General features: G+C 61.8%; 13 protein-coding genes. 5 read left to right on the forward strand and 8 right to left on the reverse strand.

What is annotated here, in order from left to right:
* Positions 1–59: 59 nt before the first annotated feature.
* The 6 genes from ABM428_RS16630 to ABM428_RS16655 form a co-directional block, all read right to left on the reverse strand.
* Positions 60–3,176 carry a CHASE domain-containing protein gene (locus tag ABM428_RS16630; RefSeq protein WP_353628583.1) on the reverse strand — a complete coding sequence of 1,039 codons (3,117 nt, stop codon included), beginning with the start codon at positions 3,174–3,176 and terminating at the stop codon, positions 60–62.
* 269 nt (positions 3,177–3,445) lie between these two features.
* Entirely contained in the window at positions 3,446–4,708 is a 1,263-nt protein-coding gene (locus tag ABM428_RS16635) for a glycerate kinase (protein WP_353628584.1), read from the reverse strand.
* A 58-nt stretch (positions 4,709–4,766) separates the two neighbouring features.
* Positions 4,767–5,744: a nitronate monooxygenase family protein gene (locus ABM428_RS16640; protein ID WP_005848974.1), complete on the reverse strand. Its 978-nt coding sequence runs from the start codon at positions 5,742–5,744 to the stop codon at positions 4,767–4,769.
* Positions 5,745–5,845: 101 nt separating this feature from the next.
* Positions 5,846–7,006, reverse strand: coding sequence for an acetyl-CoA C-acetyltransferase (locus tag ABM428_RS16645; RefSeq protein ID WP_353628585.1), 1,161 nt, complete (start codon positions 7,004–7,006; stop codon positions 5,846–5,848).
* A 24-nt stretch (positions 7,007–7,030) separates the two neighbouring features.
* Complete coding sequence (locus tag ABM428_RS16650; RefSeq protein ID WP_037941991.1) at positions 7,031–7,792, reverse strand: SDR family NAD(P)-dependent oxidoreductase; 762 nt, start codon at positions 7,790–7,792, stop codon at positions 7,031–7,033.
* 124 nt (positions 7,793–7,916) lie between these two features.
* Positions 7,917–8,597 carry a DnaA N-terminal domain-containing protein gene (locus ABM428_RS16655; protein WP_009824377.1) on the reverse strand — a complete coding sequence of 227 codons (681 nt, stop codon included), beginning with the start codon at positions 8,595–8,597 and terminating at the stop codon, positions 7,917–7,919.
* A gap of 504 nt (positions 8,598–9,101) precedes the next feature.
* Here ABM428_RS16655 and ABM428_RS16660 point away from each other — a divergent pair.
* From ABM428_RS16660 to ABM428_RS16675, 4 genes are all read left to right on the forward strand, one after another.
* On the forward strand, positions 9,102–10,400 hold the full coding sequence (locus ABM428_RS16660; RefSeq protein ID WP_005848979.1) for an AAA family ATPase: 1,299 nt from the start codon (positions 9,102–9,104) through the stop codon (positions 10,398–10,400).
* Entirely contained in the window at positions 10,400–11,545 is a 1,146-nt protein-coding gene (locus ABM428_RS16665; protein WP_005848981.1) for a ParB/RepB/Spo0J family partition protein, read from the forward strand. Before ABM428_RS16660 ends, ABM428_RS16665 begins: the two co-directional genes overlap by 1 nt.
* 164 nt (positions 11,546–11,709) lie before the next feature.
* Complete coding sequence (locus tag ABM428_RS16670; RefSeq protein ID WP_039911359.1) at positions 11,710–11,931, forward strand: type II toxin-antitoxin system CcdA family antitoxin; 222 nt, start codon at positions 11,710–11,712, stop codon at positions 11,929–11,931.
* Positions 11,932–11,939: 8 nt separating this feature from the next.
* Positions 11,940–12,233, forward strand: coding sequence for a CcdB family protein (locus ABM428_RS16675; RefSeq protein ID WP_132997924.1), 294 nt, complete (start codon positions 11,940–11,942; stop codon positions 12,231–12,233).
* Positions 12,234–12,246: 13 nt separating this feature from the next.
* Here the strand turns inward: ABM428_RS16675 and ABM428_RS16680 are convergent, their stop codons facing one another.
* Complete coding sequence (locus ABM428_RS16680) at positions 12,247–12,882, reverse strand: glutathione S-transferase family protein (protein ID WP_132997925.1); 636 nt, start codon at positions 12,880–12,882, stop codon at positions 12,247–12,249.
* Between the two features lie 96 nt (positions 12,883–12,978).
* Here ABM428_RS16680 and ABM428_RS16685 point away from each other — a divergent pair, with 96 nt between their 5' ends.
* Entirely contained in the window at positions 12,979–13,728 is a 750-nt protein-coding gene (locus tag ABM428_RS16685; RefSeq protein ID WP_132997926.1) for an SDR family oxidoreductase, read from the forward strand.
* Positions 13,729–13,798: 70 nt separating this feature from the next.
* Here the strand turns inward: ABM428_RS16685 and ABM428_RS16690 are convergent, their stop codons facing one another.
* Positions 13,799–15,484, reverse strand: a complete 1,686-nt coding sequence (locus ABM428_RS16690) for a thiamine pyrophosphate-binding protein (protein ID WP_132997927.1) — start codon at positions 15,482–15,484, stop codon at positions 13,799–13,801.
* Between the last annotated feature and the right edge of the window lie 162 nt (positions 15,485–15,646).

Genomic DNA, 15,646 nt, shown 5'->3' on the forward strand with positions numbered 1-15,646 from the left:
AAAGTATCTAGACATTTTTAAGGCGATTTTTAGCAACTTTAGAAACAACCATAAGGAGATCAACTCGCTCTTTGTGTCGGACCTACAATACTTTCGATAATGTGGTTCAGGTCGGTCTGAGACTTCACCAGATGGGTGCCCACCCGACTATCCTTCTCGCGCGCCGCGTCAGAGGTCAGCCCGACCACCCGCGCCGTTGGCTGAAGCTCAGCGATATCGTCCAGGACGGCAGCGGCGTCGCCATCTGGCACGGTCCAGTCAAGGATAATCACATCCAGCGGCCCCGCGCTCAGCGCTTCGTGGACCTCGTTCAGCCGCGTGACGTTATGGACATCGGCAAAGGGTCTCAGCCCTTCGCGCAGCACCTCTGCAAATTCTTCGTCATCCTCAAGGTGCAACACCCTAAGGTTGTTCCTCGTGCCGTCGATCACTTCGAACGTGCGGGCATCGGGCAGCACGTCATACCCTTCGGCATCGGTGGCCAGCGGACAGGTGAACCAGAAAACCGTGGTCCCGCTCGGCTTGCTTTCAAAGCCAATGTTGCCGCCCTGACGCCAGACGATCTGTCGCGTGATATTCAGCCCAAGGCCCGTCCCGCCCTTGGCCCGCGTGTCCGATCCATCGGCCTGAGAAAACGCCTGAAAAATCCGGTTCTTGAAATTCTCGGGCACGCCGGGGCCGAAGTTCTGAACGTAAACAATCGCCATGTCGCCAATCGTCTCGGCCTTGATCGTGACGTCGGTGCCTTCGGTCGAGTACTTACACGCATTCGACATCAGGTTCGCCAGCACCTGCATCATCCGTGACCAATCGGCGGTTACATTGATGTCGGTGTCGGGCAGATCCATCACCAGTTTGGTGTTATGGGTGACGGCAAAGGGCATCATCTCTTGCACGGCCGAAGAGATGACCTCGTTCAGGCTCATCGGGCTGAGGTCAAACTCGATCTTGCCCGACGATATCTTTTCGAGGTCGAGGATATCGTTCACGATGGTGGTCAGACGGTCGGCGTTGTTGCGCGCGATCTCGATCAGGCGCAGCGCCGAGGCAGGCATGGTGTCACGCGCCGACATCTCGATCAGGCCAAGCGCCCCCTTGATAGAGGTCAGCGGCGTGCGCAATTCATGGCTGACCGTGGAGACAAATTCATTCTTGATCTCGTCGATCTTCTTCTGGTCGGTGATATCGTTGACCTGCGCGATAAAGACATAAGCCCCTTCGTTTTTGTCGAAGGTCCAGGTGATGTTGAACAGCCCCCACCGCTGGCCGCCGTCCTTGTGCAGGATCGGATGTTCGCCGCGGTAAACCTCGTTCGACCCGCTTTCGGTGAACTTGGTCACGATATCACGCATCAGCTTCACATCTTCCTCGGGGATGATCTGCGCAAGGTTGAACCGGTCGGTCATTACCTTTTGCGAATATCCCGTCAGCTCGCACATGGCGTTGTTCACGCTGGTGAACTGTCCGTTGCTGTTCAGGGTCGCCATGCCAACGGGGGCCGCATCCAGCACGGTGCGGAATCGCTTCTCGCTCGCCTCAAGCGCGTTGCGGGCGTGACGCAGCCCGGTAATGTCGCTTTGCGTCCCGACCATCCGTATCGCCGACCCATCGTCGGCGCGGTCCACGACCACGGCATCCGACCGCATCCAGCGCCAGCCTTCGCCGAACTGCATCCGGTATTCGGTCCGCGACCGTTCTGCCTTGCCGGTGATACAGTGCTGATCCGCCTCGATCAGACGGGGCAGATCGTCGGGGTGGATACGGCTCAGGAACTCTTCCTGCGTATCCTCGACCTCCGGACCGACCTCCATGATCTTGCGCCACGTCGGCGAAACCACCGATTTGCCCGACATCAGGTCGATCTCGAACACGCCAATTTCTGACCCCGCGAGAGCATGGTCATAGCGTTCCTTGATCCCCGCCAGTTCCCCGACGGCCCCGACCTCGACCGATACATCCCGCACAATAGCGGTGATGCGTTTGACGCCATTCAGCGTCTCCCATTCGTTATAATGTAGATCGAGGTGCAGCGTGGATCCGTCATGTTTGGTGCCCGTGGCGTTATAGCCTGCCTCTGCGGGCAGCCACCCCGCCTCTTTCACGAATTTCTTCAGGGGCAACCCGCCCATCCCGTCTTCACGCTTGTCGAAAATCTCGAGCGCGGCGTGGTTGGCAAACAGGATCTCGCGGCGTTCATCCAGAATGAAGATGCCCACAACGCTGTTCTCGATGATCGACCGGTTTTCCTCTTCGCGGGCGCTGATCTGCTGTTCGCGCAGCGCGGCCACCTCAGCCAGAGAATCCCCGCGTTGGCGAATAGCGCGCAGCACCACGATCAGCATCGCGGTCAGGGCAATCCCTGCGATCAGCGCAAGCAGCGGCGTTCCACCGGGGAACAACGCCTCGAACAAGGGGGTGCTTTCATATTGGACGGTCCAGGTCCGCCCGAAGAATTCGGTGGCATAGGCCACACTATACTTACCCGCCGCATGTTCGTGATCCTGACTAGCATAGATCAGAGCCTCGGGGTCGGTCGTGTCGCCGTCATAGACGTGGAAATCATACACATTGTTCTGGTTCGGCGTCAGGTCCTGCAACAGGTTACGGCCGATGAACGGCGCATAGACCCAGCCGCGAAACGTCCCCTCGCGCGGGCCGGAGGCATAGAACAGCGGGCGCAGCAGCAAGAACCCCGGTTCCTTCATCGCGTCCTGCACCAGCAGGATGCGCGGTGTCAGCTGCGGGGTATTGGTTTCTCGCGCCCGATCCGCCGCCTCGCGCCGCCCTTTTTCAAAGCTAATGTCCAGCCCGACGGCTTCCTTGTTGGGCAGCACCGGCGCGATATATTTGATCACATATTTCTGGTCATGGTTCGTTTCTGGCCTGATCTCGAACCCCGGCGTCCCATTGGCACGCATATCGGCGACGAAAGCATCCTCGTCCACCTTGGCCACGGGTTCGACAAACCCGATCCCGTTGATGCCGGGCAGGTAGTTTTCGAAATCCAGACTTTCGACAAAGGTCTCGAAATCGTCGTATTCGATATTCTCCGAAGATTGCATCATCCCTGCGGCGCCGTTCAGACTTTGCAGATAGATGTTCATCCGACGATCCAGCGCCTGAAGCCCGTCTTCGGTGATGCGGGTGAATTCGGCCTTGGCCGCGGCGCGGTTCATTCGCGCGCCTTCAGCGTAGATCCCGAAGGTCACGAGAAGGCAGACAACGACCAAAATCAAATCTAAGCGCTTGAACAAAACTATACTCTCACATTTCGCGAAACTGAAAAAAGCGCCTAATCGATGAAAGCCACCCGCTGATCATGTTACCGGCATCCCTCACTTATAAGTAGCACCGGTTTCCCTGCCAACGTTAATTATTGCTTGCGCACAGGATAAAGACAGAAACCTCAAGAGAATCTAAAGACGCCCCAACTCAGGGTTGCTGATCATACGGGATGCACAATCATAGCACGGAAGTCGTTGACGTTCGTCAGCGTCGGTCCCGTCACCACCTGACCGCCGATCCGGCCAAAGAAACCGTGGGCGTCATTTACCGCTAACGCCGATTCTGCGTCGGCGCGCGCGGCCCCGCCCCGTGCCAATGTGTCGGGCCCGATGATCGCCCCCGCGACCTCTGCCGCACCGTCGACGCCGTCGGTATCGCAGGCCAACCCCCAGATACCCGCCGCCCCGTTCAGCGCCAGCATCAGCGCCAAGGCATATTCCGCATTCGGTCCACCAACGCCATCCCCGCGCCGCGTGACCGTCAGCTCGCCGCCCGACAGGATTACAATCGGCGCATCGCCGGGATGTAGACGCGCCTGCTCTTGCAGGGCCAAAGCGGCATGGGCGCGGGCGACCTCGCGGGCCTCGCCCTCTAGGTCATTGCCCAGACGGATCACGCGAAACCCCTCTGCCTCGGCCAAAGCCTGTGCCGCATCCAGCGATTGCTTGGGGGCCGCATAAATCCGGTTCATCACACGCGACAGCCGCGCATCATCCGGCGGCACGACCTGCGACCCCGCAGCCAGCGCCCGCGTGACCGAGGCCGGAACCGCCACGCCCCACTGCGTCAAGATCGCCTGCGCATCGCGCGAGGTGGAGGCATCGCCCACCGTGGGGCCCGACCCGATCATCGCCATATCATCCCCCGGCACATCCGAGATCATCAACGTGTGCATCGCCGCCGGATAGGCCGCCGCCGCCAGTTGCCCGCCCTTGACCTGCGACAGATGCTTGCGCACCACATTCATCTGCGTGATCGGCGCGCCAGAGGCCAGCAACCCCGCGTTCACCGCCTGTTTCTCGGCCAGCGTAATCTCCCCCAAGGGCGCGGTCAGCAGCGCCGACGCCCCGCCCGAGATCAACGCCAGCACAAAGTCCCCCTCGCCCAAGCCCTGCACCAGTTGTAGCATCCGCGCGGTTGCGGCCTGTCCGGCGGCATCGGGCACGGGGTGGGCGGCCTCGACAATCTCGATCCCCTGACAGGGGCGGGCGTATCCATAGCGGGTGATCACCAAACCGTCGCAGCGGCCCCAGGCCGCCTCTACCGCCTCGGCCATGCGCGCGCTGGCCTTGCCTGCACCGATCACCACCACACGCCCCGCCGGTTTCGGCGGCAGATGCGCGGCCAGCGATTGCATCGGATCCGCCACGGCGACCGCGCGATCGAACAAGCGGCGTAAAGTCGTCTCCGGCGCGGTGTGCATGGCGATCCCTATCCCGTCATCAAAAAAGCCGCCCCCGAAGGGACGGCCTGTTTTACACTCACGCGGTCTGATCGAACAGACGTTTGCGGGCCGCGGCGTATTCTGTCGCCATCCGCTCGACCACCTCGGCGGCGGGGCGCACATCCTTGACCGCACCGATGCCCTGACCGGCCCCCCAGATCTCTTTCCAGCTTTTGGGCTTTTCGCGATCGGCACCGAAGTTCATGTTCGACGGGTCGGACCGTTCAAGATTGTTCGGGTCCATGCCCTGCGCCTCGATCGAGGCTTTCAGATAGTTGCCCCAAACGCCGGTGAACAAGTCGGAATACACAATATCCGAAGCCCCCGAATCCGCGATCATCTGCTTGTAGCGTGCGTCGGCATTCGCCTCTTGCGTGGCGATAAACGCCGACCCGGCATAGCCGCCATCCGCGCCCATGGCCTGCGCCGCAAGAATGCTGTCACCCTTGGCAATCGCCCCCGACAGGAACAGCGGTCCGTTGAACCATTCGCGGATCTCCTGGATCAGCGCCAGCGGCGACAAGGCACCGGCGTGCCCCCCTGCCCCTGCGGCCACAGCGATCAGACCATCGGCACCTTTTTCAATCGCCTTATGGGCAAAGCGGTTGTTGATGATGTCGTGCAAGACAACACCGCCCGCGCCATGCGCCGCATCGTTCAGCCATTCCTGCGCCCCAAGCGACGTGATCCACAGCGGCACCTCGTGCTTGACGCAAATCTCTACGTCCCGTTCAAGCCGCGCGTTGGATTTATGCACGATCTGGTTCACCGCATAGGGGGCGGCAGGATTGTCGGGGTTCGCTTGGTTGTGACGGTCCAGCTCTTCCTTGATGCGCGTCAACCAGCGGTCCAGCTCAATCGGCTCCCCCTCCGCTTCACGTGCGTTCAGCGCTGGAAAGCTGCCCACGATACCGGCCTTGCACTGTGCAATCACCAGATCAGGGTTCGAGATAATGAACAGCGGGCTGCCAATCAGCGGGATACGCAAATTGTCGAAAAGGGCGGGTAGCGTCATCTTGTTCCTCCGGGACGTATTATTTTCCTGCAACTTGTCAGGATGTGCGCGCTTTGGAAATGACGAACGTTGCGTCCGTCACCCCCTTCTTGTGATCGAGGCTACAGCGCCTCGATGATGGTGACATTGGCGATGCCGCCGCCTTCGCACATGGTTTGCAACCCGTATTTTTGGCCGCGCGCATGCAGGCTGTGCACCAGCGTCGTCATCAGCCGCGCACCAGAGGCCCCCAGAGGATGCCCAAGCGCAATCGCGCCGCCATTCACATTCAACTTGGCCGGATCGGCCCCGGTGTGCTTCGCCCATGCCATCGGGATCGGCGCAAAGGCTTCGTTGACCTCGAACAGATCGATGTCGTCGATCTTCATACCGGCCCGCTCCAGCGCGCGGTCGGTGGCGGGCAGCGGTTCCTCCAGCATGATCACCGGATCGCCCGCGGTCACCGTCAGGTTCACGATCCGCGCCTTCGGGGTCAGCTTGTATTTCTTGAGAGCGGCTTCGGACACGACCAACACGCCCGCCGCCCCATCGCAAATCTGCGACGCATTCGCGGCAGAGATCATGCCGTCCGGATCCAGCAGTTTAACCGAGGAAATCCCGTCAAGCGTCGCATCATCGCGGATGCCTTCGTCGCGGGTGTGCATCCCGCCCTCGATGGTCAGCGGGATGATCTCTGCGTCAAAGACCCCACCATCCCGCGCAGCGGTGGCGCGGCGGTGGCTTTCCAGCGCATAGGCGTCCAGTTCCGCGCGGGTGAACCCGTGCTTCTGCGCGACCATTTCCGCGCCGATGAACTGGCTGAAATTCTTGGTGCCGTAGCGCGCCTCGATCCGGTCGCTGAACGGGCCCTCGCCCAACCCCGCCTTGGCATAAAGCGACACGTTCGACCCCATCGGCACCCGTGTCATGCTTTCGACACCCATGGCGACAACCACATCCTGCGTGCCCGACATCACCGCCTGTGCCGCGAATTGCACCGCCTGTTGCGAGCTGCCGCATTGCCGGTCGATGGTGACAGCGGGCACCGATTGCGGCAGATTCGACGCCAGCACACAGTTGCGCCCGAAGGCAAAGGATTGCTCTCCGCCCTGGCTGACGCAACCGACAATCACGTCGTCAATCACCGCGCCGTCGATCCCGGACCGCGCCACCAGCGCATTCAACACCTCGGCCCCCAGATTGGCAGGGTGCCAGTCGCGCAGCGCGCCGCCACGGCGCCCCCCTGCGGTGCGGGCTGTCTCTACGATATAGGCATGTGCCATAACGCTTTCCCCTCTATTCAGTCTCTATTTCGGTGCCATGCGGATCGCGCCATCAAGGCGGATCGTTTCACCGTTCAGCATCGGGTTGTCGATAATCGCCCCGACCATCTTGGCGTATTCCGACGGATCGCCCAAACGGCTGGGGAAGGGCACCTGCGCGCCGAGCGAATCCTGTGCCTCCTGCGGCAGACCCTCCAGCAGCGGAGTGAGGAACAGCCCCGGTGCAATCGTCATCACCCGGATGCCATAGCGCGCCAGCTCGCGGGCGACGGGCAAGGTCATGCCCACGATCCCGCCCTTCGATGCCGCATAGGCCGCCTGCCCGATCTGCCCGTCAAAAGCCGCGACCGATGCCGTGTTGATGATCACGCCGCGTTCCTCGCCCACGGGCTCCGCCTTGTGCAAGGCGGCGGCGAATTTCGACAACACGTTGAACGACCCCAGCAGGTTCACATTCACGACATTGGTAAAGCTTGCCAAGGGCAGCGCCGCGCCGTCACGATCCACGACTTTGGCGGGCGGGCCGATGCCCGCGCAGTTTACCAGAATACGCGCCTTGCCGTGCAGCCCTTCGGCCTCTGCGATCGCGGCCTCTACCGCGCTTTCGTCGGTGACATCAACGCGCAGGAACTTGCCCCCGATGGCGGTGGCTTTTTCCTCGCCCAGTTCGGCGTTCATATCAAAGATGGTGACCTTGGCCCCGGCCTGCGCCAGAAACGCTGCCGTGGCCCCGCCCAATCCCGAAGCGCCACCGGTGACGATGGCGGCCTGTCCGTTCAATTGCATGGTATCCTCCCCTTCCCTGCTGACGCAGGGGCAACAGTTTAATTGCGGGGAATGTCGCCTGCAGTTTCGCGGATTACAATGGCAAAGCGTGGGGCACGCGGTGCCCCCGTTCAGCCGATCCGGTTCAGGCGGTGATCACGACCTCGGACACGTCACTATCTACGGCCTGCAATGCGGCCAGCACGCGGGTGGTCAGATGGGTCTGCACATAGGCCCCGTGAAAACGGCTGGGGGCCTGAAGCGTGACACGCCCCCCTGCCCGATCCTGCCGCGTGAGATTATGCAGCCAACTGCCATAGACACCGGCATCTTCGGCATGAAGCACAGCCTGCGCCAGCGCCCATTCGCTGCCCCCTTCGACAGGCGGCGTCGGGGCGGTGCCACGCACGGGCAAAGGCACCACCCGCGTCGGTTCCGGCGCGCCCTGCATGCGCAGATCAAAGTCCGGCCCGACCTGCGGCCATTGCGGGCGCGTCTTTTCAAGGATCGCATCAAGGTCGAGCCCGTATTCCGTCACCCGTCCGCGTGCGCCCTGACGTTTGACCACCAGCCAGCCGCAGCCGCGCAGTTTCGCCATTTCGCGTTTGACAGTGCGTTCATCAACGGACCAAAGCTGCGCGATCTCGCGCTGACCGACGGCCAGTTCATTGCGCGCCCAGTTGTAGCGCGCCGTTACAAGTGTAATGAAGCGCAGCACCAGACGGTGATCATGTTTCCCGCCGGCAAGGGCATAGGCCCCCAAGGCGGTGATGATATCATACTTGCGCGCGGCGGCGTCACGCCCCACGGGTTTCGGTGAAAGCATAGCTGCTCCGATCTGGCACGGTGTGAATGTGCAGCCTCAGTTCGATCTCTTGATGGATCCTCGGGGCGTAGACAACGTCTTTTCCGCCTCTTCCCTGATTTGCGTCCGGAAACCCGATTCTGTCAAGGATTGGTTTTGCACCGACCCTCTTTCTTCCCCATTCAAATTTGAAAGTTGAGGTATCATTGGTATAGGGGGTCATGCAGAGCGTCCCCTATTACAGCGTTTTTGTCCCCCAATATGTCGCGGGGCCGATCCTGCTGTCCCCCTATATTTCCGCCCCGGAGCTATAGAGCCGCGCCTATCGCCCGAATCGCGCCGAGGCCCTGTGGTATAAGGGATATTGAAAACCTGTTTATAGAATAAATGTCTTTCCATAAGATGCAAATTCAGCGTAAATCCAAATTGAGTAGTAATTAGCGTTCTCTTTCGGGTTTTCCGGTGCCGCCACAGCGTGCGGGGCGGCGGTTCCCCGCGGGGAACGGGTAGGGAAAAGGACAGCTTATGTTTACCTATGCGGACCTGGCAAAGCTTCAGGCGCAGTCGCTCAAGATGCAGGGGCACATCCGGCATCAGACCTATTCGCCCGAGATGGAAAAGACCCTGCGCCGGTTCTCAAGCTGGGAAGTGGCGGAGCTGATCTTCAAGACCAACCCGTCGACCCTGCGCGGCCGGCTGGCCGCCGACCCGTCCCTGCCCGAGGGGCAGGTGGAAGAGGAAGGCCGCCAGCGCTGGTATTCGCTGGAAGAGATCAACGAGCTGCGGCGCAAGCTGAAGATCAAGAACCGGTCGCTGATGCCGCCGCGCCCTGCGGGTAAGCGGGCGGTGCGTGCCGCGATTGCCAACTTCAAGGGCGGCGCGGGCAAGTCCACCGTCGCGCTGCATTTCGCCCATGCGGCCGCGCTTGACGGCTACCGCGTGCTGGCCGTGGACTTTGATCCGCAGGCCACGCTCAGCCATTCGATGGGGCTGTCGGATGTCTCGGAAGAGGTCACCGTCTGGGGCATCATGGCCCGCGACCTGATCCGCGAGACAGAGCGGATGAACGCGGTGCAAGGCGGCGCGGAAAGCGGGGCCACCCTGCCCCAACGCAAACTGCCTGCCTCTGTCACCGGTATGGGGCTTAGCGAATTGCGGGCCACCGATTTCATCAAGCCAACCAGCTGGCCCACGATCGACCTGATCCCCAGCTGTGCCAACGCCGCCTTCGTCGAATTTGCCAGCGCGCAGTACCGGCATCTGAACCCCGAATGGTCGTTCTTTGCCGCCGTGTCCCGTTATCTTGATACGATCCCGCCGGACGCCTACGACCTGATCATCTTCGACTGCCCGCCCGCCATTGGCTACCAGTCGATGAACGCGGTCTTTGCGGCGGATGTTTTGTATATTCCCTCCGGCCCCGGCTATTGGGAGTATGACAGCACCACCAGCTTCATCGGCCAGCTGTCTGAAGCGCTTGAGGATCTGGGCCGCTTCCGCGGGCGGCTGCCGTCGGGCACTGATCCGGTCAAGGCCTTTGCTGACATCAAGTTTCTATTGACCCGTTTCGAGCCGAATAACGATCTGCACCGTGCGATGCAGTCAGCATTTAATCAGGTCTTTAAGCCACATGTAGCAGAGCACCCGATTGAAATGACCCGCGCGGTTGAGCAGTCAGGCCGGTTCCTGTCGTCGATCTACGAGATGGATTACCGCCAGATGACCCGCGAGACCTGGCGCCGCGCGCGGGCCTCCTTTGATCGGGCCTATGATGAATTCCGTGCCACGCTTGTCGATGCGTGGGATAAACTGGAGGATGAATAATGGTTAAGAAACGCTCTGTTTTCGATATCAACTTCGATTTGGATGAAGAGGAAGACGCGGGGTTCCCCGCGGGGAACGCACCTGCCGAACCGCCCGTTGTGAAGGAGTACAACATTCAGGGCCATCCGTTGCAGAACTCTGATCCTGTGCCCAACCCCCCTGCCCCGTCGCGACGCGGCCCGATGGCAAGCGCGATCTCGGAAACGCTTGAAGCCACTTCCGAGCGCGCCAGCGCAGAGGCCGCCATTCGCGCGGAAAACGACGCGCTTGCGCATGAGCATGTGCGGCTGAAACGGCTGGGGTTGATCACCGACCTGATCCAGACCTCGGACGTGCATACCGACAAGCTCACCCGCGACCGGTCGGCCAATGTCGACCCCGAACTGGCAGAGCTGAAACAGTCGATCCAGTCGGTCGGCCTCTCCAACCCCATTCGGGTGGAGCAGACGGATAACGGGTATGAGCTTATTCAAGGCTTCCGCCGGCTCACCGCTTTCCGCGAACTTGCCGCCGAAACCGGCGATCCGCGTTATTCCCGCATCCCGGCCGCGCTGGTTCCCCGCGGGGAACCCCTCGCGGATCTGTATCGCAAGATGGTGGACGAGAACCTTGTGCGCAAAGATCTGTCCTTTGGCGAGATGGCGCGGCTGGCCTTGTCCTATGCACAGGATTCGGGCGTCGAGGTGAGTGACGCGGTTGGCACGCTGTATGCTTCTGCGCTGAAACAGAAGAAGACCTATATCCGGCAGTTCGCCCGTGTGCTTGCCGATCTGGACGGCGCGCTGCGCTACCCCGAGGCGATTCCGCGGGCGCTTGGGCTGGATGTCTATCGGTTCCTTGATGCGCAGGCGGGCAATGCGATGGCGCTGAAAAAGGCGTTGATCAAGCAGCCTGAACGGGATGCCGATGCCGAACTTGCGATTCTGCGGGCAGGGATCACGGCAAAGAAAGCCGCACCAAAGCCCGCGGGCCGAAGCTCTGCCAAGACATCCTTGCGGCTTGGGTTGCCACAGGGGGAGATGCGGGTGATCGCGTCGGACGGGAAGGTAGAGATGCGATTGCCGCGCGATTTCTCGGCTGTCAGCAAGGCGCGATTACAGCGCGGTATCGAGGCGTTCCTTGCAGCGCTGGATCAGAAAGACTGAAACTCGAAGGGGGCAGGGCGGATCGCCTTGCCCCTTCTTCTTTGCGACGGGTCGGGCCTAATCGGCGGTATAGGCCCACATATACGCACCAACCCGCGCCGCCTTGCCCGAATCCTCAGCCTCACCTATACTCCTGCCCTATACGCATAATGCGAGAGGGTGTCATGGGCCGTGTCAAAGTGAATCTTACGTTGGATGCCAGCGTCGCCGAGACGGCGCGCGCGCTTGGGCTGAACATGTCGCGGCTGGCTGAGGCTGCGATTTCGGACGCCGCCAAGGCAGAACGCAACCGCCGCTGGCGGATCGAGAACCAGCAGGCGCTGGACGCCTATGCGCAAGAGGTAGAGGCCGAGGGCCTGCCGCTTGAACGCTTCCGCAGTTTCTAGGGCGCGTTATGGCGCAGTTTGATGTGTACCGGCTTGCGGGCGGGCAGCTTGTGGTGGATCTGCAAACCGACCTGATTGGCATCGACGCCTCGCGCGTGGTGGCACCGCTGCGCGAGGTGGGGCGGTATGCCGCCTTTCCCGGTCTGACCCCGCAGGTAGAGGTCGACGGCACCGCATGGATCGTGCGGGTGCAAGAGCTGGCCGCCGTGCGCGGCACAGCGCTGCGCGACAAGGTGACCTCGCTTGAGACAGAGCGCGATGCGTTGAAGCGGGCCTTGGATATCCTGATCGACGGGCTGTGACGGTGCCCGCGGCTTACGGTTCCCCGCGGGGAACCTCGCCCACATCTTTCGGCACCTGATACCCTTTGATCACCGCGTCGCGGGCGCGCATTGCTTTGTACCAGCGCAACACATTGGGGAATTGCGTCAGGTCCACCCGCTGCCATTCATAGCGCGCGACCCAGGGCCAACAGGCCATATCCGCAATCGAATAGTCACCGCAGATGAAGTCCTGCCCCTTGAGCTGTTTGTCGAGCACGCCGTAAAGCCGCTGGACCTCTGTCGCATAGCGGGTTTCGGCGTAGGGGGCCTTGCCCGGGTTGAACTGCAAGAAGTGATGCGCTTGTCCGGCCATCGGACCCAAGCCGCCCATCTGCCACATCAACCATTCATGCACCTTGGCACGTCCGATCGCATCGCTCGGCAGGAATTTCCCATATTTATCAGCGAGATACCACATGATCGCGCCGGATTCCATCAGGCAGAGGCCGTTGTCATGGTCCTTGATTGCGGGGATCTTGTTGTTGGGGCTGATTTTCAAGAAGTCGGGCGCGAATTGGTCATCATTGGTGATGTCGATGGGGTGGGCGGTATAGGGTACGCCCAACTCCTCTAGCAGGATAGAGACCTTGCGGCCGTTCGGGGTGGTCCAGGTATAGAGGTCGATCATTGCGGCGTCCTTCGGCTTGCGTCAGGGGGGAAAACGGGTTGCTATGCCCTTGGTATAAATCAGCTTGCGCGGATCACAAAGGCGCAGATCGGGGGGATGATGGAGAGGAAGATTGCACTGGTTACCGGCGGGGGCAGCGGCGTCGGGCGCGCCTGCGCCGCAGCGCTGGCAGAGGCGGGGTTTACGCTGGTGCTGACGGGACGCCGGATGGCCCCGCTAGAGGAGGCCTGTGCCGCGTTGGCGAGGGAGGGGCATCTGGCGATCACCGCTGATGTCGGGGTCGAGGCGGATGTGCTGGCGCTGTTTGACCAGATCGAGGCGCAGTTCGGGCGGTTGGACCTGCTGTTCAACAATGCGGGCGTCAACGCCCCCGCGGTCGAGATTGACGACCTGTCGCTGGACGACTGGAACGCCATTGTGGCCGCGAACCTCACGGGGTCTTTTCTATGCGCGCGCGCGGCCTTCGGGTTGATGAAACGGCAGTCGCCCAAGGGTGGGCGGATCATCAACAACGGGTCGATCTCTGCCCATGTGCCGCGCCCGTTCTCGGCACCCTATACGGCGACGAAACATGCGGTGACAGGGCTGACGCGGTCGCTGTCGCTGGACGGGCGGGCGCATGACATCGCTTGTGGTCAGATCGACATCGGCAATGCCGCCAGCGAGATGACAGAGCAGATGGCCCAGGGTGTGCTGCAACCGGATGGGTCACGTCGGGCGGAGCCGCGCATGGATGTAGAGGATGTGGGCCGCACGCTGGTCTATATGGCAAGCCTGCCACCCGGCTCAAACGCCATGTTCGTGACGGTGATGGCGACCAAGATGCCCTTTATCGGGCGCGGCTAGGGGAGGGGCCCCGCCCACGCAAGGTTGCGGGCGGGGTGCTGTTATGTGGCTCTAATCCGCGGTTTAGAGCTTACTTCTTTGCTGCATCGCGCAGTTTCGTGATCGTGGTGCGGGTAGAGATCTGTTCGGGGTTGGTGACCAGTTCGATCAAGGCCGGGCGACCGCTGGCGCGGGCACGGTCAAAGGCGGCGGCGAAGTCGGCGGTTTTGGTCACGCGTTCCGCATGCGCGCCGTAACCCTCGGCCATTTTGCAGAAATCCTGATTGATCAGCGTGGTGCCTGAAATGCGTTCGGGGTGGTCGCGTTCCTGATGCATGCGGATGGTGCCGTAGATGCCGTTGTTGAACAGCAGCACGATCGGCGTCGCCCCGTATTGCGCGGCGGTGGCGAGCTCTTGACCGCTCATCATGAAGCCGCCATCGCCGACGAATGACAGCACCAGCTGATCCTTATGCGCCAGCGCCGCAGAAACGCCCGCCGGAACGGAATACCCCATCGCGCCACAGGTCGACCCTACGATGCGCCCCGGGCGGCCAAAGCGTAGATAGCGTTGCGCCCAGCCTGTGTGGTTGCCCGCGTCCAGCGTCACGATTGTATCTTGCGGCAGGCTGTCGCGGATCTGGCAAAGGGCGACGCCCATGTCGAGCTCCCATTCCGCGCCATTGGGGCTGTCGGTGTCGGTCAGGTAATCGCCATGCAGCTTTGCGCACCAATCTTGCCAATCGTCGGCGCGGCCCAGATCAAGGTCCCCAAGCGCCGATGCCGCAGCGGCGGGGGAGGCGGCAAAGCCGAGGTCGGGGGAATAGACGCGGCCGATCTCGTCCGCGTCAGGGTGCAGGTGCACCAGACGGGTATCGGGGTTGGGCGATTGCAGGGTGGTGTAGGTCTTGGTCGTCATCTCGCCCAAGCGGGCTCCGATGACGATCAGCAGGTCGGCCTCTTTCTGGTGGGCAAAAAGCGCCGGCGCGGTGGAGGTGCCGAAATCGCCCGCAAAGACGGGCGACAGGTTGTGCACGATATCCTGTCGCCGGAAGGAGGTGGCGACGGGGATGCTGTTGGTCTCTGCAAAGCGGGTGACCGCGGCGGCGGCATCCTCGGTCCAGCCGGAGCCGCCAAGCAGCATCAGCGGGCGTTTGGCTTGTGCGATCTCGTCCTTCAGCGCATCTACATTTGCTGTCGAAAGCTGAGCCTGCGTGGCGGTATAGGGCCGCGCATCGGCGACTTCGACGATATCGGTCAGCATGTCCTCGGGCAGGGCGATGACCACGGGACCGGGCCGGCCAGAGGTGGCGACGCGGAAGGCGCGGGCCATATATTCAGGCACCCGCGACGCATCGTCGATCTGGGTTGCCCATTTGGCGATAGGGCCGAACATGGCGCGGTAGTCGACTTCCTGAAACGCTTCGCGGTCGGTGGTGTCGCGGGCGATCTGGCCCACCAGCAGGATCATCGGCGTGCTATCCTGTTGCGCGATATGAACGCCAATGGCGGCGTGGCAGGCGCCGGGGCCGCGGGTGACCATGCAGATGCCGGGGGTGCCGTGCAGTTTGCCGTAGGTTTCGGCCATATTCGCCGCACCGGCCTCGTGGCGGGCGTTGATCAGGGTGAACCGGTCTTGCACGTCATGCAGCGCGTCCAGCACCTCGAGGTAGCTTTCACCGGGCACGCAATAGGCGGTGTCGGCCCCGTGGATCAAAAGCTGGTCCACAAGGACCTGTCCGCCGGTCCGGCGTTTGAGGGGGGCGTTCTGGGTCATTGGTCGGGCTCCGTCCATGTCATCTGGTATTTTCGATTGCCGAAGATGCAGCACGCCGGGGCGGGTTTTGCAATGCCGTTAGGGAAACATCGGCGTTGAAAAAAAATTGACGGATGGAAACGTATCCCGCACACTCAACCATGACGAAAGTGGTGGGTAGTT

This window comes from Sulfitobacter sp. TCYB15 (assembly GCF_040435955.1).
GTDB classification, from domain to species: Bacteria; Pseudomonadota; Alphaproteobacteria; order Rhodobacterales; family Rhodobacteraceae; genus Sulfitobacter; species Sulfitobacter pontiacus.

Excerpts from the sequence above, each read along its gene's own strand:
- ABM428_RS16670 (WP_039911359.1), top strand. The coding sequence starts at position 11,710 with ATGGGCCGTGTCAAAGTGAATCTTACGTTGGATGCCAGCGTCGCCGAG.
- ABM428_RS16660 (WP_005848979.1), top strand. The coding sequence starts at position 9,102 with ATGTTTACCTATGCGGACCTGGCAAAGCTTCAGGCGCAGTCGCTCAAG.
- ABM428_RS16650 (WP_037941991.1), bottom strand. The coding sequence starts at position 7,792 with ATGCAATTGAACGGACAGGCCGCCATCGTCACCGGTGGCGCTTCGGGA.
- ABM428_RS16630 (WP_353628583.1), bottom strand. The coding sequence starts at position 3,176 with ATGAACCGCGCCGCGGCCAAGGCCGAATTCACCCGCATCACCGAAGAC.
- ABM428_RS16685 (WP_132997926.1), top strand. The coding sequence starts at position 12,979 with ATGATGGAGAGGAAGATTGCACTGGTTACCGGCGGGGGCAGCGGCGTC.
- ABM428_RS16640 (WP_005848974.1), bottom strand. The coding sequence starts at position 5,744 with ATGACGCTACCCGCCCTTTTCGACAATTTGCGTATCCCGCTGATTGGC.
- ABM428_RS16675 (WP_132997924.1), top strand. The coding sequence starts at position 11,940 with ATGGCGCAGTTTGATGTGTACCGGCTTGCGGGCGGGCAGCTTGTGGTG.
- ABM428_RS16655 (WP_009824377.1), bottom strand. The coding sequence starts at position 8,597 with ATGCTTTCACCGAAACCCGTGGGGCGTGACGCCGCCGCGCGCAAGTAT.
- ABM428_RS16665 (WP_005848981.1), top strand. The coding sequence starts at position 10,400 with ATGGTTAAGAAACGCTCTGTTTTCGATATCAACTTCGATTTGGATGAA.
- ABM428_RS16645 (WP_353628585.1), bottom strand. The coding sequence starts at position 7,006 with ATGGCACATGCCTATATCGTAGAGACAGCCCGCACCGCAGGGGGGCGC.
- ABM428_RS16680 (WP_132997925.1), bottom strand. The coding sequence starts at position 12,882 with ATGATCGACCTCTATACCTGGACCACCCCGAACGGCCGCAAGGTCTCT.
- ABM428_RS16635 (WP_353628584.1), bottom strand. The coding sequence starts at position 4,708 with ATGCACACCGCGCCGGAGACGACTTTACGCCGCTTGTTCGATCGCGCG.
- ABM428_RS16690 (WP_132997927.1), bottom strand. The coding sequence starts at position 15,484 with ATGACCCAGAACGCCCCCCTCAAACGCCGGACCGGCGGACAGGTCCTT.